Genomic DNA, 19,967 nt, shown 5'->3' with positions numbered 1-19,967 from the left:
TAAGTGCCAGTCTTGAACCGAGCATTGCGCCTGTATTCAATTGAATTGACTCCTTATTTAACACACCTGATTACTTGAAATTAAATCAATGGATAAGGCCCATCTTCAAGAATGGTGTCTGGAGTTTTACCTAGTTCATTAAGTTTAGCGAGCATAAGCTCCTTCCCCCGTTCAGTGGCCCCATAGATCGGAACTTTTGTTCCGGCTTGAATGACGGCTTTGGTCTTTGCAACCTCACGCACATACTTTGAAGCGCATGCAGTAATTACATCTGCATAATCAAAAAACATGTTTGCTTCATCTTCAGATATTCCTGTTGTGTGCACCCCAAATATCACTATCTTGTCACCGTATTTTTCCCTGAAGAACTTTGCCTGTTGTGCAAATGGTGTTGTTACACCCACGTTTGAATAGCCCATTTCATATGCTTTTATAACACCTTTGATCTGGTCAATTTCTGCAGTTTTCGGATCTAAAATATTTTCAGCGCCTATATCAGCAATTACCGATTCAATGGGTTCCGTTTCGATAATTGCTGATATCCTTCCACCCATCCCTTGGATTATTTGAGCATCGTTCAAGACTGCAGTCCCGCAGCCATCGGAAGCCATTACAACGGAATCGAGTGATCCTTGTTTAACTGCAAGGCTCATAACTTCAGAAATTCCAAAATTAAGAAAATAGTCAAGTTTTGTTTCTCTGTTTTCTGTGCACATCCCAAAATCCTTGACTCTGAATTCAATATTTTCCTTAATAGACTGGCAGTTAAGCTCTTCGATATTTCTATGTTTTTTAAACAATGGGCAGTATTTTACAACAGGCTCTGATACATCGGCTACCTTCCCATCTTCAATAATAATCTTTGATTTACCCAAAGCTTCCATCACATGCCGGCTCATGCATTTGCAAAGTATTGCTGCGACCTTAAAGATTGCCTTTGGTTAAGTGAAGGACATAGAATAAAAAATAATACTGATGGACGTTGTCCATCAGCTTGTTTGTTTAGCGGAGGTGTTTGGGCCATCCCTACTCAGTAACATCAACACACATGCAATCAATGCAAACAATGCACAGATTATGAACACCATGTGAAAACTGTTGACGAGTCTGTCTATGAACTGTGGTTTGGTAAGAATTGCATCAATGGTCCATACCGCAACAAAGACAGCTTGCATTATTGCTAAGCCCACGCTGCTTCCCATCTGACGGAAGGTGTTGATAAAGGAAGATGCTGCGCCTTCTTCTCCAGGAATTGTATGGGTAAATATGCTATTTCCAATTGGAACTAGTGAGAAACCCATACCAAAGCCCATCAAGAGTAATGTAGCTACTACCTGCAAAATGCTAGTAGAAAGATCGTACGACAGCATTGATAAAAAGCCGAGTGCAGTAATTATACAGCCTATCAAAGCATACTTTCTGCATCCACCTGATTTATCCATTAACTTTCCTACTAGGATACCAGCGACCATAACTCCAATGGAATTGGCTACCAAAATAAGACCTGCTGACATAGTAGTCTGTCCGAGTAAACCTTCTAGATAATATGGAAGGAAGAAATAGCAACCAGCCATAGCTCCAAACATTAGAAGATTTGCAATACAGGTTAGAACAATATTTTTGTCGCTGATTAGCCTAAGATTTACAATTGGATCTTTTGATCTTTTTTCCTGTAAGTATATGAATATCAAAAAGACGACTGTACATATTCCTAATCCTATGACTGTTGGAGATGTCCAGTTTCCTTTTCCTATATTCAGCATATAGATGAATGAGAATAGTGCAAAAAACAGCAGAATTGCTCCCAGCAGATCTACTGATTTCTTATCAACCGCAATCTTTTCTGTTGCTATGGATGACATTGATTTAAGCGAGATGAATAAACAAGCTAGTCCTATTGGCACATTTATGAAAAATATCAAAGACCAATGGACAGAAGTTAGAACACCGCCTAAAGCAGGACCTAATGCAGTTCCTATGGAAGCCATCAATGTGGTTATACCCATCGCAGACCCTCTTACAGCAGGAGAGATGTATGCAGTAACCATAGCCAGATTCATTGCCATGATCATACCTGCACCAAGACCCTGGACGGCCCGCATCAAAATGATTGTTATCATTCCAAGACTTTGTATAAATCCTACCAATCCCAAAACAAGAGAACTTGCTGTGAATATTACAATTCCAATCAAAAATATCTTTTTATAACTGGTTAACGCACCCAACTTTCCCCATAGGAGCATAAAACAAGCCAGCATAATCGTGTATGCCAAAAGTATCCATGAGGAAGCACTTGCACTGGCTCCAAATTCTTCTGAAATCGTCGGAATCGCAATGTTTACAATGGTTGCGTCCAGAGCAGTCATTAATGTTCCAATTGAGATGGAAATAAGTATCAATTTCTCAGTCGAAGACATTACATATTTTGAAGATTTAGGAATAACACTCTGATCTGAGTTAACTGCAGTTTCAGTCAAGAATATCAGACCGGAAAACATCTGCTATAATTAATATCTTTCAGTTTGCGGTTGCTTCTTTAGATTTTAAGAGTTTATACTCCAGACTATCGAGGAGTGCAGAAAGAGATGCTTCAATCACGTTTGTAGATACTCCGATTGTAGTCCATGAATCAAAACCGTCTGTGTTGCGCATCAATACTCTGACTTTAGCACCGGTTGCCTCTTTACCGTCAATTACTCTTACTTTATAATCCACCAGTTTAACATCTTTCAGATTGGGATAGAATCTTTCCAAAGCTTTTCTGACAGCTCGGTCTAAAGCATTGACAGGACCGTTTCCGTTAGCTGCAGTATGCTCCATCATTCCAGATACATCAAACACTTTGATACTGGCTTCTGAAGAAACGTTTGCCTCTGTAACATCAACGAAGATTCTGAATCCCTCTACTCTGAATGGCGGGCGCAGTCCATCTTTCATGCGTCTGATAAGGAGTTCGAACGAAGCTTCAGCTCCCTCAAACTGGTATCCCTGAGATTCCATATCCTTTATTCTTTGGAGGATTCTCTTTCCGTCTTCATCATCCAAATCTATCCCTAGCTCTCCAAGTTTTGCTTTCAATGACGAATTCCCTGACAGTTCTGAAATAAGAATCCTTCTTTCATTCCCAACGATCGAAGGATCGATGTGTTCGTAAGTTCTGCTGTCTTTCAGAACAGCACTGACATGAATGCCACCTTTGTGAGCAAAAGCACTAGTGCCTACATAAGGAAGTTTTCTCCCTACGGTCATGTTTGCAGTTTCACTAACAAACTTAGAGATTGCAGTGAGCTGAGAAAGATCAGGGATGTTCGTTTTTAACCCCATTTTCAATTCTAGATTTGGAATTATCGAACATAGATTTGCATTGCCGCACCTCTCACCTATGCCGTTGATTGTACCCTGCACCATTGAAGCTCCGGCAGATACAGCTGCAAGAGTGTTTGCCACGGCAAGGTCAGCATCATTGTGGGCGTGTATTCCCACTGTTGTTCTGAATTGTTCTACGACAATGGCAGTAATATCTTCGACTGCCGATGGAAGCGTGCCTCCATTTGTATCACAAAGTATAAGCCAGTCTGCTCCAGCAGATTCTGCAGCTTCCAGGACAGAAAGAGCATAGTCTGGTGAGTGCAGATAGCCATCAAAGAAATGCTCTGCACAGAATAAAACCTCCATGCCGCGGTTTTTGAGGAAAGATATGCTATCAGCAACGATCTCCAGATTTTCATCTAGAGATATCCTTAATGCATCTGTAACATGAAAATCCCATGATTTTCCAAATATGGATGCACATTTAACACCCGATTCAGCGATAGATTTTATGCTAGGGTCATTGCTGCATGCCAGCCCTACACGCCTCGTACTACCAAATGCTGTCAGTTTTGCATGAGTGAATCTGGAGTTTTTTGCAGAGTCAAAAAATGAAGAATCTTTGGGATTTGATGAAGGCCATCCCCCTTCAATATAATCAATACCAAAGAGATCGAGCTTTGAAGCTATATCTAATTTATCTTCTGTTGAGAATGATATTCCCTCAGCCTGAGCTCCGTCCCTTAAGGTAGTGTCATAAATTTGGATTTTTTCCATCAAAACACCATCATTACTCTTTGTCTCTGATTATTGAGATTAAATCACTGAGCATCGCGCTTGCTGTTTCTTTTTTTCCAGCACCTCTGCCGGAAATTGTTATTTCTCCGGCAAGATCAGTAATTAAGCTCGCCATATTCTGAGTGCCGCCGATAGAAAGAGGATGGGCTACAGGAACCAATCTTGGAGCCACCTCTAGCTTTCCTCCCCCGATTTCACCAATGAGTCTTATTACGCTGTTCTCTTCGGCAGCTAAAGCTATGGCATCCTCAGTAATATTTCTGATGCCGCTGCGTACAACGTCATAATAATTAACATCCATGCCAAAAATTGCATTTGCCAATATTGCTACTTTTGCTGCAGAGTCGACCCCGTCGATGTCATATGTTGGATCAGTTTCAGCATATCCTAGGTCCTGAGCTTCCCTCAGTGCTTGGTAAAATGGCAGGCCTTCTTCTTTCATACGATTCAGAATGAAGTTACAGGTGCCATTTAGAATCCCTCTTAAGGAGGTTATATCTTCTCCAGCCAGAAGTTGTTTTGAGAGATTTATGATTGGCATTGCTCCGCCGACCGATGCTTCATATTTCAGCTTCACACCATTCTTGTCTGCAGCGGCAGAGAGTGTGCTGAACTTAAGTGCCAGAGGGCCTTTGTTAGATGTAACTACATGCTTTCCAGAATGTAAGGCTGATAATATGTATGTAAGACCTGGCTCAGCATGCTCAATGTTGGTCGGGGTAGTATCCAGAAGAACGTCAAAGTCGGCTTCTTCAATATATCTGGCAACATCGTCTGGAATCTCCTTAGTCCCTACCTTCCCAGTAGTTTTTTTCTTTTCCACCAATTGAGTAGGATTGAGATTCTTTCCAGAGATTAAGGAAGATGAATCGAAAGCTCCGACTATGCTGATTTTTTCATTCATAGAGCTAAATAAGTTCTGTCTGCTACCGATTACTTCCGCGATTCCCTGACCCACCGTGCCGAAGCCAGCAATGAGGACCTTCATCATTCAAGCCCCCTCACTAGAAGATAGTTCTTCTTCTGCGCCCTTTCATAGAAGAAATCATCCAGAGTTTTAAGAGTATCCTGCGAGGAAACTGTACCGGTAATCAATGCCGTATGTGATGAGGATGTTGCAGCACCCGTATAACGAACATCGATTGATACGACATTTTCGACAGATTCTAATCCCCGCGTTATATTTTCCATTTCTGCTGATGAAATGTCGCCTACCAAAAGATAATGAATAGGATATGTTTCAATGAATGAATTTATCTTTGCAACCTCTACATCCCTTTTCTCCCATTCATTAAGAATCTTATGAAATACAGGATCTGATGATGCTTCAAACGTAACGTTGACCGCTATCCTGCCACCATCCCTTACATCGTGATGATGAACAACTCCGCGTATGTTCCCTCCACAGGAGGAGATTGGATCTAGAGCACTGACCAACTGCCCAGGAACATCTTTCAATCTAAGATCAACGTTTACTTTCATTTCTATTCCTACCTACTTGTGCCTTCAACATCAAAATGCTACTTGATATTAATTATCATCCTATGAAAAACAGAAAAGCGCCGAGGGTGAGATTTGAACTCACGAGTCCTTGCGGACACAAGCTTTCCAGGCTTGCGCCTTACCGGGCTGGGCCACCTCGGCATAATACAGATCGCCCAGATTCTTGGGCTTCATTCTTGACCAAGTACATCAATATTTCGCTTAAATGCTAAAGAGTCTCTGATAGTAGGTCTCAGTTTTTTAGCCCTTGCTAAATGCAGTTTACTGAGTGAAACTACCGTTACATCTGAGTTAAAGTATACGTTCTTCACCATCTGCATACCAGATGGATCTACTGCCCCGCTTCCTCCAAAGAATACCTGGTTCAATTGAGGCCCTGCTTGATTGACATAGATCATATATATTGCATTTTCAACAGCCCTGGCCGGCATCACTGTCTCAAACGCGGTCATTGATGTAACTGGAGACGCAGAGATGCAGATTACTCCATCCACACCAGCAAGTGCATATGACTTTATCAATTCAGGAAAAAAGATGTCGTAACAGATTATCAATCCAATCTTAAATCCCTGGACATCTATAATTTTTAGATTTTCGCCCGGGGTGAAATATAGGCATTCATCAAACGGTCCAAAATTAGCCAGATGGATTTTATCATATTTTTCAAGCAATCCATCAGAGTGTACTGCGACCGCGCTGTTTCTAATAATGCCAGGCACATCATCATTCACAGCAGCACCAAATACAATATCTACACCATATTGTTTTGAAAGGTCGCTCACTGCCTGAAAGCTATTGTCCCTAATTGACTCAGAGAGAGTGAATACTTCATCTCTGATCATATAACCTGTAAGAAACATCTCTGGGAACACATACAGATCGGCAGAGTATTCTTCTAAAATACTCTTCATCTTAGCAATATTTTCTTTCTTATTGCCCAATGAACATCGAATCTGGCACAATGCAACTCTGATGCATTTATCATCACAGGACTTCATTTCAATTCCAACATCTAGCAGAATTCAATTGTAGTAATTAGACTTTGATATTTCAAAGACAAAAGTATATCATCATTTTAGAGCGTGTGGAGTAGCTTATGATCAGACAAGCAAAAGAACAGGATACTGGCATTGTTCATGACATTGTCTGCAAAACGATGGAAAGGGCATACTCCAGTTGTTATGCGCCAGAAGTCATCGATTATTTTCGAGATTATCACAGCATGGATAACATATGTAATGACATCTCCAATGGAGACACTTACATAATTGAAGTGGATGGAAAATGTGTGGGCACTGGATCACACCATGGCAATTACATCTCAAGGGTCTTTATTCATCCAGACTTTCAAGGCTATGGATACGGAACTGAGATTATGGAGTATCTAGAAAAACTAATACTGGATGAGCATGAAAGCGTATTTCTGCACTCTTCTATAACAGGCTACCAGTTCTATCTAGATCATGGGTATTCAGAAAAAGAGACCATAAATGCACCGGTGGCGGACGATGCCGTGTTCAGGTATACGATTATGGAGAAAAATAAGCATGATTATTACAAATTAAATTTTAATGAATGAAAATTATCATTCAAATAAAGTACAGATTTCCTAAATGCAGTCATGAAAACTATAACAAGAAATATAAAGGATGGCAAGCTTCAAATCACTTGAAAGGATTAAAAGTTGTGATTATAATGGATGACGATTACCTGGCATTGCTCGACAGAGCCAAAACAAGCCTTCCTGAGACAATAAAAAACCACGAGAGATTTAAAGTTCCGGAGCCAGACATACTGCAGGAAGGAAAGATCACAGTTATCAGAAACTTCAGTGCTATCGTAGACGCTTTGAGACGAGATCCAGAGCATCTTCTCCACTACTTACTTAGAGAACTGGGTACCCCAGGCAATATAGAAGGGCAGAGGCTTGTTCTCAAGGCTAAAATCACAAGTGCACAAATCAACGACCGTATACAAGGTTACATAGATACTTTCGTATTATGCTCTGAATGTGGAAGACCTGATACGAGAATCATCAAAGATGGAAGAACACTCGTATTGGAATGCGATGCATGTGGTGCACACCGCCCCGTAAACGTTAGAAGATCTTCAAGAGATGACTTTGCCATTAGAGAAGGCAGCGTCTATGAAATCATGGTTGAAGATGTTGGAAGAAAGGGAGATGGCATTGCAAAGTTGGATAAATATGTCGTTTATGTTCCCGGCACAGCAAAGGGTGCAAAGCTTAAAGTAAAAATCCAAAAGATATCTGGAAATGTAGCTTTTGCAGTACCAACTCAGGACCCTGTGTCACCCCAGTAATTTAACTAATGTGGAGAGGCATTTGATAGTGCTTCTTCACATGAATTTACAATCATGTTTGAAGACATGATCTCAGAGATTTCTTTATCGATAGGTTAGCATTATACAGATCTGAGGTTTTGCATGCAAGAAATATATGATTTTCTGAAGAAATGCCAGACATATTATTTAGCAACCATGGAAGGAGATCAGCCGAGGGTCCGACCGTTCGGAACTATTGACATATTTGAGAACAGATTGTATATACAGACTGGAAAATCAAAATCTGTATCTAAGCAGATTGCTGTCAATCCAAAAATAGAAATCTGCGCATTTGACGGATCAACATGGCTTAGAATAAACGCCGTTGCTGTAAGAGACGATAGGAAAGAACCAAAAGAGCACTTGCTGAATAACTATCCACAACTAAAATCAATGTATTCTGCAGAAGATGACAACACAGAAGTTCTTTACCTAAAAGACGCAACAGCAACTTTCTCCTCATTTACAGAGAAGCCTAGAACAATAAAATTATAAAATGGATTTTCAGATGCTGCATTTTAACAGCATCTGGATTTATGCTTTTAATATTACAGAAACACCTTGAAGACGCAATGTGCATCTTGTCTCATGCAAAGGCATTCTGTTTTACCACATCATTCAAGTTTGTATGAATATATGAACATATTCAGATCATGATTTGAATAAGGACGCAGTCCAACCTTTTTTTCACCAATTCTCTTCATGCCCCGTTTTTCATAAAACTGGTATGTGCAGGTCGTGTCTGTAAATAGATAGTAAGATCTTGCATCTTCAGATTTTAAGTAATCGACAGCTGCAGAATAAAGGCGTTTCCCAACGCCAGCCCCTCTGCATTCTTCACTTACTGCAAATAAACAGATCTCACCATCGAACGATTGTTTGCTATTTTCTAAAAGCTCAGAATCCACTTTTTCAAAGCCTCCGAATACTTTTCCAATTGTTCTGCCAGTTTTGGTTGATAATAGTAACATCGCTGCATAGATCTGCGATAAGCTGCGAGTAATCGTAAATCTCGGTGCAGATTTTTCACTGCTTACAAGTATGATTCCAACTGCCTTGCCCTCACTAACAGCTACACAAGAGAATGTAGATCTTTTGAGGCAGCTTCTCAGATAAAGACGGCTAAGATGTTTTGCGTCTTTTGGATTGCTGCTTAGGCTGTCATACTTCCAAGTTTTACTGATTAACTCTTCAATGTCTTTGTAGTCCTTTCTGCTAAGCGGTCTTAACTCTGTATTTTCGAAGTTCGTGTTATAACTCTCCTTTTCGGCACTGATGCAGTGTTATCATGCAGTTCTAACTAGACTCTGCCAAAAGCATAGTCTAATCTGTGATACAATAAGCATAAACATTGCTCATCAGCGCATAATGCGCATGAATGCTGAGTCAGTTTTTCTGAATCTTCTTCAGCTTTTGAGCCACTTTTATCAAAAGTTCATTTTTGGGCATGTTGTTTTCTACGAGAAGAAGGCCCTGCTTGTTCCACCATGCCGCTGGATAACTCTTTCCTTCTTCCATTTTGTGGCCTAGTTGAAGCGTATCAACTGCTTTAATGATGTTTTCCATCTGTGGATTCTGAATGCTTAATTCTTTTGGAACTCTGCGGCCTTGAGACCTAGACCTAGAGCTATCAAAATATTCTGGCCAAAGAACCCACGCTTTGTCTGCATCAAAAGCCATGAGCTCATCACTGCGTTAGATGTATAAAAAGATGCCTTTTGTAGATCTCAGAATGGGTCCCAGTGTGGGATCCATCTTGTTTACTCTGAGATCAGTACGGCGTTGATTGTTCCATCTTGTCCAGGTCTAGATGTGACTTTTGCAAGTCCTACTTCAGTCTGGATAATTGCACCACGGTTTAGAATGTTACGCTGAACATAGTTAGGATCGGCTGAGTTTGTTTTTACAGTTACAATTTTTGTCCTGACTACTTTTTTAGTTGCAGGGTCTACGACATTGGCAAATGCTGCGCTAAGCATTTTCACTTTAGAATTGCCACCAAGCGTACGATATTTCTTCAAGCTTTCTTCACCCAGATTTGTCAATAGAGGTTCCCTACCGACTTCAAATCTGCGTTTCTTTCTGTTCCTTACAAGACGACCGCCTGTTGGCTTACGATTTGATTTTCCCTGCCAAAGTGCCATACTAATCCTCTGGTGCTAAAATATCCCCTGTATTAAAACTTTATGGGAAACACTAGAAGCAAAGTCTTGAACTCTAACTGATGCCAGATCAGATCTGCAATAATTTCAACACAAGAGTGGTGTGTTTTGGGCATGTACTTAATATCAGACATATCAGATGCAATCAAGCTCCAATCGATGATGTCAAAGGGTGGATATAATATCAACCTCTGCAATGTACATTCTATGAAGCTAGGCATAGTTGCATGTGACATATTAAAACATGAAATTGAGTCCCTAGTCTCTGACGATCCAGACTTTGTTCAGAAAGAATATTTGGAATACAGCATACACGTTTTTCCAGAAGTAATGAAAGAAAAGATCTTAGAGGCTGTTGATAAAGTAAAGGACAATGTAGACGGCATATTGTTAGGATTTGCAGTCTGTCAATCTTTAGAAAACTTCACAGACGAATTAGATATTCCTGCCGTAATGCTGGATGGAGCAGACTGCATTGAAGTTGTCCTTGGTCCAGAAGAATATGAAAAAGAGAAAAAGATCTGCCCTGGCACTTGGTTCAGCACTCCCGGATGGGCTGAAAACGGTAAAAATGGATTAATTAAAGAAATGCACCTAGATGCCATGATGGATGAGGGGTTTCCACCAGAGATGTTTTTAGATATTATCTTTGATGCGTACTCCAGATGCTTATACATTGATACGGGCATAGGCAACAATGACTATTATGTAAACCTGTCAGAAAAATTTGCTCAGGAGCTGAACTTTACACATGAGTGCAGAACTGGCAATACTAAAAATATAGAAATGGCAATTACAAAATTGAAAAAACTTTTTACAGATGATTCGTTAGAAAATTGAATACGGTTAAATTAAAAGCTGGGCTTTGAGAATCTTCGGAGGAATCATACTCAAAGCCATTCACAAAATGTTTACTCTTCCTGAGTTTTCTCAGCCTCTTTTAAAAGCTCTTCTGCACCAGCTATGGCTTCAATCGCTTTTTCATGGCCCTGTTCAGCGGCTTTCATATACCATTCTGCAGCTTTCTTCAGGTCACGTTCAACGCTGCGCCCTTTCAAGTACATTGTACCTATGCGATATTGAGCTTCAGCATCTCCACGGTCTGCAGATTTTCTATACCACCTAATGGCTTCCTCATCACTCTGCTGAACCCCCCAGCCACTCATATATGCCCGGGCAATCGCATTTTCAGCCTTAGGATATTCTTTTTCTGCAGCTTTCATATACCATTCTGCAGCTTTCTTCAGATCCCTGTTGACACCTTTTCTATTTTGGTACATCCACCCAAGACGATATTGAGCTTCGGGAAGACCCTGTGATGCAGCCATCATCATCCATTCAAGCACTCTAGAATCTTTCTGAGCAACACCGACATCTTCCAAAGCAATCATTGCAAGAGCATATTGGGAACAGGCGTGACCTCTTTCTGCTGCCCTCCGGTAAAGTTTTATTCCCTCCCTTGGGTTGCGATAAACTCCTTTACCGTTCATATACATCCAGGCTAAACGGTATTGTGCTTCTACACCCCATTTTCGTGAGGCATTGATGTACCAGTCAACCGTTTCTTTCTTAGCAGATTCGTCATTTCCAAGGATGATTAATGCATTCTTGCATTCTATGTTTCCCTTTTCTGCACCCTTTGTAAAGCACTCTACAGCCTTGTCATAATCTTCATCGGTACCGGTTCCAGTAAGATATGCCCACCCAAGATTACAATAGGCTCCTGGACATCCCTTGTCTGCAGCTTTACGATAAAGCCTGACGGCTTGTGTCGGATTCGGTTCTGTTCCCCTTCCCAGCATATATAGCTGTCCAAGATTGTTCATTGCCAAAGAATGCCCGCGCTTAGATGCTAGCGTGTACCATTTCACAGCTTCCTCATTGTTCTGATCCACGCCTCTGCCTTTCTGATAGATTATTCCAAGATTGTACTGAGCCATGATGTGGTTGTGATCTGCAGATTTTTGGAACATATCCCTAGCCTTTTCATAATCCTGTTCCACATCAGTGCCTTTGAGGTAAATCATACCCAATTCATATTGAGCATCACTGATGTCTTGGTCTGCAGCGAGTGTGTAAAACTTAATGGCTTTCTCTACGTCTTTTTCAATTTCTGTTCCTTTCCAGTATTTGCGCCCCATCTTAAGCTGTGCAGATGCATCCCCAGATTCAGCCTGTGCAATAAGTTCATCGATTGCCGCCTGCACAGATTTTTGTTCAGAATCATCTTGCAACGGTTCACTAGAATTTTCAGGTTCAGTAATTTCCACCTGAACCGATGATTCCTTCGAATCTTCAGAGCTTATCTCCGGTTCTGGTTCGGTATGTACTTCACTGCATTTTTCATCATTCACATCTTCCTTTACTGGGTTCTCAACCACCTGGTTGTCCTCAGCAGGCTCAATATTGTTAGTTTCTGACATTTTGCATCTCCAATCTCGGTATTTTTGCTCCTTGATTGAACAGTGTGCTACGAGTGACGGCATACGAATATATGCCGATTACGATACAGACATCACTTTAGTTCTAGCATCTCAGTTTCGATTTTGTCTCCGTTAATTGTAACTATAGCGGAGAATCCATTCATTGCAGGACCAGGATTTATAAAAATTGTTTTATTTTCTTCTACGATCCCTCTAGCTTCATGGATATGTCCAGACAAAACAAGCCTGGGATGGTACTTATCTACAATCATTTTGACAGCGGAACTTCCCACGTGAGCACCACTTGGTATTGTATCGTTTATGCCCATTGGTGGAGCGTGGAGAACAAGAACCGCATTCATTTCCATCAGCGGATCTAATGAAGATTCTATTTCCTTTTCACTCATTTCGAAAGGAGTGTCGAAGATTGTCGGATTTGAGCCGCCGAGACCTATGAAGGGAACTTCTTCAATGAATATTTTCCTTTTATGCAGGAGAAGTGCCTTCTTGCTGATGGCATCCATAATCTCCTCAGGAGGGTCACAGTTCCCAGCTACAGCGTAGACTGGAACTTTAAATGCAGCAAGGAAATTCTCTGCCCAGCTTTTGGGCCCAAATTGAGTAATGTCTCCAAGGATTATTACAAAATCTGCTCCTTTATCTTCGATTATTTTATTTGCCCATGCGGATACGTCTTCGTTACTATGTATGTCAGTCAATACAAGAAATTTCATGCAACCACTCTCAAAATAGCTACTGCCTCTAGTCAATGGCATCCAATAATAAAATACTCTGTGGTTATGCGTTGCATATGTACGCTATGCTAAAATTTTATTCAATGATAACAGATAAATATCTAAATTTAACAGGAAATTTTATAAAAATATGTGAGGGGTTTTGATCCCCCTGTTTATTGAGTTTACATAAGCGATTCAATCCAGTAACAGATGATGAACGCTCCAATACCCGCAATAGCCATTCTGGCACCTTGTACCCAAGGATTGCGCTGTCCAGACCTTCCCATCATTGCTCCGACAGCAAACAGTATAACGATGGCGATTGCCAAGCTTATGTATGCAGCGGTTTTTATGCTCTCAGAGCCTAAAATCAGGAAAGGAGACAAAGTCGCCAGACCAGACATGATTGGTGCTGAAAAGTTTACAGCCGCCAGCAAGTAAGTCGTTGATTTTGAGATTCTATGGATTTTTGTATTGTCTAATGAAGTCAGCATGGCGCGTTCCATTTCTTTCATTTTAATGGACTGCTCCATGTTTTCAGCTTCATAGACACTCACTCCGGTTGAAATCCCAAGAGCAACGCTACTTGTCACAATGGTTGCCACCACAATGTGGTAGTTTGGTTGGCTGGAAAATGCAGAGGCGATCAAAATACCCAAAATGACAAAAGTACTGTCAAATATGGTATTTACAAAAAGCCTTCTCAGGGTTGGACCAGTTTCTGGTTCATGCAGAGCAGTTTTCATGTTCTGCAAAAATCCTTCGTCAGACAAACAAAGACACCTACACTATAAGTATGGTGTTTAGTCCTGAGTCTCTAGCTCATCGACTAGCTCTTTACCGGCTGAAACGTTATCCACTGAGTGGATTACGGCACCTACTTCTCGTATTGTTTCTTCGACCAGATCATAGTCGATAGAGTTACCCTTGATTGTTATTTTCACAGTCTCAGTTTCCTGATCAACTTCCTTTATGGAAATATTTACACCGGAAATACCATCAAGTACGCTTAATTGCTGGGCCACGTCTATGATAGACGGATTATGCGGCTTGAGTACATCAAGTACTAACCTTTTTAAGTCGCTCAATTACGGATCACTTATCCACATGATTGATTAATCAGCCTATATTTAAGAATATTTCTTTTCAGCTTATAATATACATGTTCAACTAAAATATTATTCTTCGAAATGGCCAGCATGCATTATTGTGAAGTTTAAAGTGCTTGTTTAACATGAAAAAGAGAAAAATTGTGTGGAGATTACATTAACGAAAGATTAATCATTCGAAGACCATACTCCCTTATGCTCCCGTTCAGAGAAGTAAAAGTCCTTGATATAAATTCAGAACACCTAGGTGTATCCATTGATTCATTGATGGAAAATGCTGGTGAAGCCGTTGCAGAAGCCATTGTTAAGGAATTCGGAGCTGAAAAGAAAGTTGCGATAGTATGCGGTGTCGGAAATAATGCCGGAGATGGATTTGTAGCTGCAAGGAATCTTTTGAGATACTGTGACGTCACAGTACTGCTGGCAAGTCCTCCTGCAGAAATCAGAACTGAAAATGCAAAACGTGCCTATGAAAGAATAAAGCATGTGGCATTTTCATCCGTAGGTGCAAACTTTTCTAATTTTGATATTGTTATTGATGCACTACTAGGTACTGGAAATCTCACAGAAGTCAGGGAGCCATATAGAACATTAATCAAAAGAATAAACGCTGCGGACACAACGATTGTTTCGATAGACGTTCCTTCTGGACTTCATACAGACTTAGCTATCAAACCTCAGTACACAGTTACATTTACTGATGTTAAAGAAGGAATGACGCCTGAGAACTCTGGAGAGATAATTGTTATGGACATTGGAGTTCCCCGGGATGCATACCAAGCTGTTGGTCCAGGTGAATTTATATACTATCCAAAAAACCGCCCAGATTCACATAAGGGAGAAAACGGCAAAGTATTGATTGTAGGAGGAGGGCCGTATACAGGCGCTCCAGCATTAGCGGGAATGGGTGCATTGCGGATAGGAGCTGACTTAGTGCACATTGCCACACCTAATGCATCGTATATCCCAATAGCATCATACTCTCCAGATCTGATAGTCCATAGATTGTCTCAAGATGTATTATGTCCAGAGGACGTGGAAAAGATTGTTGAGATCATAGAAAGCGTTGATGCTGTACTTATTGGCCCAGGACTAGGTAAAGATGAAAGGACTCAAGAAGCTGTACGGATGATCATTACAAAATGCAATAAGCCCATGGTGATTGATGCCGATGCGATTACAGCCATCTCTTCAGATCTTTCAGTGCTGAATGGCAAGGAATGCATTCTCACTCCGCATGCTAGAGAATTTAAAGTTCTTACTGGTGAATCTGTTTCTCAAGAAGCGGCAATCGCTGCAGCAAAAGAACTTGATTGTGTATTGATAGTAAAAGGAAAAGAAGATATAATCACCAATGGAAAATGGACAAAAATTAACCATACGGGAAATTCCAGAATGAGCGTTGGTGGAACTGGAGATGTTCTTGCTGGAGAGGCTGTTGCTATGCTTTCCAAAGAAATATCTCCATTTAATGCTGCCAGAATTGCAGCATTTACCAATGGAGCCGCGGGAGATCTAGCATTTGAATCTCTCGAATATGGGTTTACAGCTACAGATGTCATAGACAAAATACCAGAGGTTCTTCGCAGATATCTTCGAAGAATTTGATGCTCTAACCCCAATCTTTTTTTCTTATTACCTCCTGTGTGAAATTAATGACTTCGGTTGTTCCGATCATAGATCATCTCGTATTAGAGATCAAAGAGCTCAATGCAGTGTGTGTAGGAGATCTACATATTGGTCTTGAATCGGAATATAATGCTAGAGGAGTCCATGTACCGTCCCAGACAAACAGGATGGAACGAGAGTTAGCCCATCTGAGCGAAGGTAAAGACAGACTCATAATCGTAGGCGACGTTAAGAATAAAGTTCCAGGATCCACAAAACAAGAGTACCGTGAACTTCCGCCTTTTTTCAAGAAAATGATGCACCATTATGGAACAGTCGATCTCGTCAGAGGAAATCATGATACAAATATTGAAGAATTTTTACCAGATGGAGTGAATGTACATCCTTCGACTGGATTTACATTGGAGGATGTGGGATTTGCACATGGCCATACCTGGCCGTCTGCAGAAGTAATGTCCAGCAAGACCCTGGTTATCGCTCACAACCATCCTTCAGTAGCACTGATTGATTCGTTGGGAAATGTAAGCAAGGAACCCTGCTGGGTTAAATTCAGAATGAAAGACGGTGCATATCAAAGATACGTAGAAATTCCTGATGAAGTAATTATGATGCCAGCTTTTAACCGCTCATTGGGGGGAAGTCCTGTAAACATAGACAAGGGCAAACTTTTAGGACCCTTGTTTTCAGAAGGAATAGCAGACATCGATAATGCTGAAGTGTATCTTCCTGATGGAATATATCTGGGAACTATAGAATCATTAAAGATTCAGCAACCTAAGAGAATTCGTACACAGCCAAAACCTGAGAGCCATAAATATTGAATAGATGATTAATTACATCTAAGAAATATATCGAATGTTAAATTGTTTCATATTAAATACTAAGAACTTAAAATCAGTTAAAAAAAGGTAAAGGGAAGGGGTTTGTGTTATTGGTTTCAAGAACTTTAGAAGTTCTTAATTTCCTGATACACAGATCCATCAGGGTTCCTGACAACAGCTTTGATAGGCATTTTACCTGGTAGGCTGTGTGTAGCGCAGGAGTTGCATGGATCGTAGGCACGGTAAGCCATCTCAACCATGTTAAGCAGACCTGGAGAAACTTCCCAGTTCTTGATTAAAGCTTTTGCAGCTTTTCTGACTGACAGGTTGATTGGAGCGTTGTTGTTGGTTGTACCTACTACAAGGTTTACATCAGTTGTAATTCCATCTTCATCAGCAACATAGTGATGAATGAGTACACCACGAGGTGCTTCGATACAGCCGATACCTTCGCCTGGTTCTCCTGCTGGAGCTTTGATGTCTTTGTTGGTGATGCTTGGATCCTGTGAAAGATCAAGGAGTAATTCTGAAGCATGCATAAGCTCGATTACTCTAGCCCAGTGGTATGCCATTGTGTTGTGGATTGGTCCTTCAACACCAAGATCTCTAAATGTTCCAAACATGTTCTCATAAGCCTGCTGAGCAAGCGGGGTTGTGAAACCAGTAGATGCATTCATCCTAGCAAGAGGTGCGCACCTGTAGATACCGCTCTCTGGTCCGTCTGTGAAACCATTCCAGCCTATTTTCTTCATGAAGCAGAATTTCTCATAAGACCATGGTTCAACGTGCTCTCCGATGTAATCTAAGTAGTCGTTTGGATGGAATTTGAATTTCTCATTTCCTTTCTGATCGACTACACGTAGTGTACCATCGTAGAAGTTAATCTTATTGTTCTTGTCCACAAGGCCCATGTAATAGGTCTCATTATAGTAGATATCCTTGCTTGCAATAATATCCAGATACTGCTGGTTCTTAAGGACGAGGTCGTTGAAGAGGTTGAGTGTGAATTTAGCAAAGTCCACGGTGGATTTTGCCCATCCTTCAATCTTAACTCTGTCATCCTCAGATAATGGCTTGCTCATACCACCAGGAACGCCACACACGGGGTGAGTTGCTTTTCCTCCTAAGATCTCCTGAACTTTCTGAGCGTATGAACGGTGTTTGATAACTTCTCCACCGATTTCTACACCAACTGCATCAACTACACCGAGAATGTTTCTCTGCTCCACTGGAGCAGCTGGTCCTAGGACAAAGTCTGCTGCAGACAGTGCATAGAAGTGAGCTATGTGGCTGTGTATATAGTGTGCAGCATAGAACAGTTCTCTTAGTTTTCTTCCAGTCTCAGTAGGCTCGGTTTTGTATACGCCATCGAGAGCTTTTGTTGCAGCGAGGTGGTGAGCACCGGGACATACACCGCACAGACGAGGTGTGATTTTGTTCAGTTCATCTACAGATCTGCCAATGCAGAATTTCTCGAATCCACGAAGTTCAGGAACCTGCCAGTATGCCTGGGCAACGTTTCCTTCATCATTCAAGAAGATCTCGATTTTTCCGTGACCTTCTAATCTTGTAATTGGATCGATTGTGATTCTCTTGGACTCAGATTTGTGAGTTTCTTCGAAGACTTTGGGACCGCTCATTGCTTAACCCCCGCATTTTTTTCTTGGACTTTCCTCTTAATGATTGAAACAGGCATTGTGAATGCATAGAATGTTCCGAGAGGATCTTTGATTTGTGTCATCAGCTTTAGGATTTCATCTTCTGACAGCTGTGTTTCGTTGTCAGCAGTTCTGAAGATTGAAGCCAGAGCGCTTAGCATTGATCCTCCCTGATCCATAACGGATGCTGTTGGACCCATGCAACCACGGCATGGCTGATTGGCATCTATGCACTTTGCTCCGCAGCCTGCCCTTGTTGCAGGTCCGAGACAAATTACTCCCTGTTCTAGCATGCACTTTTCAGGATCGATATCGATCTCGTGTGGTAAGTGAACACCATCGATTGTTGTGACGTCTTTCTTCCTCTTGCATTCGTCACATAATGTTTTCTGAGAAGCAATGACTGTTCCCTTTGGAGGGAGTTCTGCTCCTTCTTTTACATGCTTTTCAACCACATCTAAGAATAAATTGATTAATTCTGTAGTTGGTGGGCATCCTGGCATGTAGTAATCTACATCCACTACATCGTCAAGAGTGAGAACTGTGTCATACAGCACTGGTAATTCCAGTTCTCCTTCTGGAGCTTGATAGTGTGGCTGAGGCCTGACGTTGTCTGGGTTGACACTGGAGAATGTCTTTCCATACACATAGTCGGTCAGATCTTTCTTGTTGGTTACGTTTGCGAGACCGGGTATTCCACCGAAGCATGCGCAGGATCCGAAAGAGACCATAATCAAAGACTTCTGCCTGAGAAGCTTTGCAACATGCTCGTTTTCGCTATTTCTGATAGCTCCGTTATAGAGTGTAACGGTGATGCTCTTGTCGGGCATAGCCTCTACATCTTTGAGCTTTGTATCTACAGCGATAGGCCAGAATGCAATGTCTGCCATCTCAGCAACGCCTAGAATCTTTTCGTCGATATCCAGAAGGGCGACGTCACAGCCTCCGCATCCGGCTCCCCAATACTGTGCTATCTTTACTTTTGCCATAATTTTTACCCTCCTGTTTAGTACCCTGCAGCTTCGCGGTTTGGATCTTTGTCTGCACCCCTAAGCGGACTGGGTCCTAGCTGTCTCATTTTCTCTGTGAATTCTTTGATTGTCGCCTGGAATCTTGTTCCTTCTGAGGCAGAAACCCACTCTAAGTGGAGACGCTCAGGATCTAAACCATACTGCTCAAGCAGCATCTTGAGTAGTGCAATTCTTCTCCTAGTTCTATAGTTTCCCCCGATGTAGTGACAATCAGCAGGGTGGCAACCTAAAACAAGTACTCCGTCAGCGCCTTTTGAGAAGGCACGGAGAACGTGTTCGGGATCGACCCTAGCAGAGCACATGGCTCTGATGACTAAGAAGTTTGTAGGCATCTGAAGCCTGGATACCCCTGCCAGATCTGCTCCGGCGTAAGAGCACCAGTTGCAACAGAATGCAATGATCTTTGGTTCGAATGTTTCGCTGGAAGTTGTTGCCATTTCTGAT

Annotated in this window: 22 protein-coding genes and 1 tRNA gene; 6 read left to right on the top strand and 17 right to left on the bottom strand. The window is 41.4% G+C overall.

Translation table 11 applies throughout. The features are described 5' to 3' along the window. Positions 1-80: 80 nt before the first annotated feature. The 7 genes from H729_RS02405 to H729_RS02375 form a co-directional block, all read right to left on the bottom strand. On the bottom strand, positions 81-899 hold the full coding sequence (locus H729_RS02405; protein ID WP_048133825.1) for a methanogenesis marker 8 protein: 819 nt from the start codon (positions 897-899) through the stop codon (positions 81-83). Positions 900-989: 90 nt separating this feature from the next. Further along, positions 990-2,477, bottom strand: coding sequence for an MFS transporter (locus H729_RS02400; protein ID WP_020448409.1), 1,488 nt, complete (start codon positions 2,475-2,477; stop codon positions 990-992). 40 nt (positions 2,478-2,517) lie between these two features. Continuing rightward, a complete protein-coding gene (gene cimA / locus H729_RS02395) occupies positions 2,518-4,086 on the bottom strand; it encodes a citramalate synthase (protein WP_020448408.1) in 1,569 nt (522 codons plus the stop codon). A gap of 13 nt (positions 4,087-4,099) precedes the next feature. Beyond that, positions 4,100-5,098, bottom strand: coding sequence for a homoserine dehydrogenase (locus H729_RS02390; RefSeq protein WP_020448407.1), 999 nt, complete (start codon positions 5,096-5,098; stop codon positions 4,100-4,102). Beyond that, positions 5,095-5,589, bottom strand: a complete 495-nt coding sequence (locus tag H729_RS02385) for an allosteric regulator of homoserine dehydrogenase (RefSeq protein WP_020448406.1) — start codon at positions 5,587-5,589, stop codon at positions 5,095-5,097. The genes H729_RS02390 and H729_RS02385 overlap by 4 nt, the downstream gene beginning before the upstream one ends. Positions 5,590-5,667: 78 nt before the next feature. Further along, positions 5,668-5,751: transfer RNA gene (locus tag H729_RS02380), tRNA-Ser, on the bottom strand. Between the two features lie 29 nt (positions 5,752-5,780). Further along, positions 5,781-6,608 (bottom strand): carbon-nitrogen hydrolase family protein, encoded by an 828-nt coding sequence (locus H729_RS02375; protein ID WP_020448405.1) that lies wholly within the window; start codon positions 6,606-6,608, stop codon positions 5,781-5,783. A 98-nt stretch (positions 6,609-6,706) separates the two neighbouring features. Between H729_RS02375 and H729_RS02370 the strand changes: the two genes are divergently transcribed. The 3 genes from H729_RS02370 (at position 6,707) to H729_RS02360 (ending at position 8,448) form a co-directional block, all read left to right on the top strand. Continuing rightward, the gene (locus tag H729_RS02370) at positions 6,707-7,189 is read left to right on the top strand and encodes a GNAT family N-acetyltransferase (RefSeq protein ID WP_020448404.1); all 483 of its coding nucleotides are present in this window, start codon (positions 6,707-6,709) and stop codon (positions 7,187-7,189) included. 116 nt (positions 7,190-7,305) lie between these two features. Beyond that, positions 7,306-7,932 carry a translation initiation factor IF-2 subunit beta gene (locus H729_RS02365; RefSeq protein ID WP_048134255.1) on the top strand — a complete coding sequence of 209 codons (627 nt, stop codon included), beginning with the start codon at positions 7,306-7,308 and terminating at the stop codon, positions 7,930-7,932. A gap of 123 nt (positions 7,933-8,055) precedes the next feature. Continuing rightward, the gene (locus H729_RS02360) at positions 8,056-8,448 is read left to right on the top strand and encodes a pyridoxamine 5'-phosphate oxidase family protein (protein ID WP_020448402.1); all 393 of its coding nucleotides are present in this window, start codon (positions 8,056-8,058) and stop codon (positions 8,446-8,448) included. A gap of 119 nt (positions 8,449-8,567) precedes the next feature. Here the strand turns inward: H729_RS02360 and H729_RS09630 are convergent, their stop codons facing one another. The 3 genes from H729_RS09630 to H729_RS02345 form a co-directional block, all read right to left on the bottom strand. Next, the gene (locus tag H729_RS09630) at positions 8,568-9,065 is read right to left on the bottom strand and encodes a GNAT family N-acetyltransferase (RefSeq protein ID WP_256365377.1); all 498 of its coding nucleotides are present in this window, start codon (positions 9,063-9,065) and stop codon (positions 8,568-8,570) included. 274 nt (positions 9,066-9,339) lie between these two features. Then, entirely contained in the window at positions 9,340-9,633 is a 294-nt protein-coding gene (locus tag H729_RS02350) for a signal recognition particle subunit SRP19/SEC65 family protein (protein ID WP_020448400.1), read from the bottom strand. Between the two features lie 80 nt (positions 9,634-9,713). After that, positions 9,714-10,097 (bottom strand): 30S ribosomal protein S8e, encoded by a 384-nt coding sequence (locus H729_RS02345; RefSeq protein WP_020448399.1) that lies wholly within the window; start codon positions 10,095-10,097, stop codon positions 9,714-9,716. Positions 10,098-10,229: 132 nt separating this feature from the next. Here H729_RS02345 and H729_RS02340 point away from each other — a divergent pair, with 132 nt between their 5' ends. Then, entirely contained in the window at positions 10,230-10,955 is a 726-nt protein-coding gene (locus tag H729_RS02340) for a DUF1638 domain-containing protein (RefSeq protein ID WP_020448398.1), read from the top strand. A 71-nt stretch (positions 10,956-11,026) separates the two neighbouring features. Here the strand turns inward: H729_RS02340 and H729_RS02335 are convergent, their stop codons facing one another. From H729_RS02335 to H729_RS02320, 4 genes are all read right to left on the bottom strand, one after another. Beyond that, on the bottom strand, positions 11,027-12,538 hold the full coding sequence (locus tag H729_RS02335) for a tetratricopeptide repeat protein (protein WP_020448397.1): 1,512 nt from the start codon (positions 12,536-12,538) through the stop codon (positions 11,027-11,029). A gap of 92 nt (positions 12,539-12,630) precedes the next feature. Beyond that, on the bottom strand, positions 12,631-13,272 hold the full coding sequence (locus tag H729_RS02330) for a metallophosphoesterase family protein (RefSeq protein WP_020448396.1): 642 nt from the start codon (positions 13,270-13,272) through the stop codon (positions 12,631-12,633). A 185-nt stretch (positions 13,273-13,457) separates the two neighbouring features. Further along, a complete protein-coding gene (locus tag H729_RS02325; protein ID WP_020448395.1) occupies positions 13,458-14,048 on the bottom strand; it encodes a VIT1/CCC1 transporter family protein in 591 nt (196 codons plus the stop codon). A gap of 30 nt (positions 14,049-14,078) precedes the next feature. After that, positions 14,079-14,363 carry a DUF211 domain-containing protein gene (locus H729_RS02320; protein WP_020448394.1) on the bottom strand — a complete coding sequence of 95 codons (285 nt, stop codon included), beginning with the start codon at positions 14,361-14,363 and terminating at the stop codon, positions 14,079-14,081. A gap of 216 nt (positions 14,364-14,579) precedes the next feature. Here H729_RS02320 and H729_RS02315 point away from each other — a divergent pair, with 216 nt between their 5' ends. Both H729_RS02315 and H729_RS02310 read left to right on the top strand, forming a co-directional pair. After that, a complete protein-coding gene (locus tag H729_RS02315; RefSeq protein WP_020448393.1) occupies positions 14,580-15,992 on the top strand; it encodes a bifunctional ADP-dependent NAD(P)H-hydrate dehydratase/NAD(P)H-hydrate epimerase in 1,413 nt (470 codons plus the stop codon). A gap of 47 nt (positions 15,993-16,039) precedes the next feature. Beyond that, positions 16,040-16,834 (top strand): metallophosphoesterase, encoded by a 795-nt coding sequence (locus H729_RS02310; RefSeq protein WP_020448392.1) that lies wholly within the window; start codon positions 16,040-16,042, stop codon positions 16,832-16,834. A 125-nt stretch (positions 16,835-16,959) separates the two neighbouring features. Here the strand turns inward: H729_RS02310 and H729_RS02305 are convergent, their stop codons facing one another. Genes H729_RS02305 through H729_RS02295 form a run of 3 tightly spaced genes read right to left on the bottom strand, consistent with a single transcriptional unit; the run spans position 16,960 to position 19,960 of the window. Next, positions 16,960-18,474, bottom strand: a complete 1,515-nt coding sequence (locus H729_RS02305; protein ID WP_020448391.1) for a Ni/Fe hydrogenase subunit alpha — start codon at positions 18,472-18,474, stop codon at positions 16,960-16,962. Continuing rightward, positions 18,471-19,481: an NADH-quinone oxidoreductase subunit B family protein gene (locus H729_RS02300; protein WP_020448390.1), complete on the bottom strand. Its 1,011-nt coding sequence runs from the start codon at positions 19,479-19,481 to the stop codon at positions 18,471-18,473. Before H729_RS02300 ends, H729_RS02305 begins: the two co-directional genes overlap by 4 nt. 17 nt (positions 19,482-19,498) lie before the next feature. Continuing rightward, positions 19,499-19,960, bottom strand: a complete 462-nt coding sequence (locus H729_RS02295) for a hydrogenase iron-sulfur subunit (RefSeq protein ID WP_048134249.1) — start codon at positions 19,958-19,960, stop codon at positions 19,499-19,501. Positions 19,961-19,967: the final 7 nt, after the last annotated feature.

Origin of the sequence: Candidatus Methanomassiliicoccus intestinalis Issoire-Mx1 (assembly GCF_000404225.1) — an archaeon.
Lineage (GTDB): Archaea > Thermoplasmatota > Thermoplasmata > Methanomassiliicoccales > Methanomassiliicoccaceae > Methanomassiliicoccus_A > Methanomassiliicoccus_A intestinalis.
The sequence above is the reverse complement of the archived record's forward strand: the minus strand, read 5'-3'. Positions and strand labels throughout refer to the sequence as shown.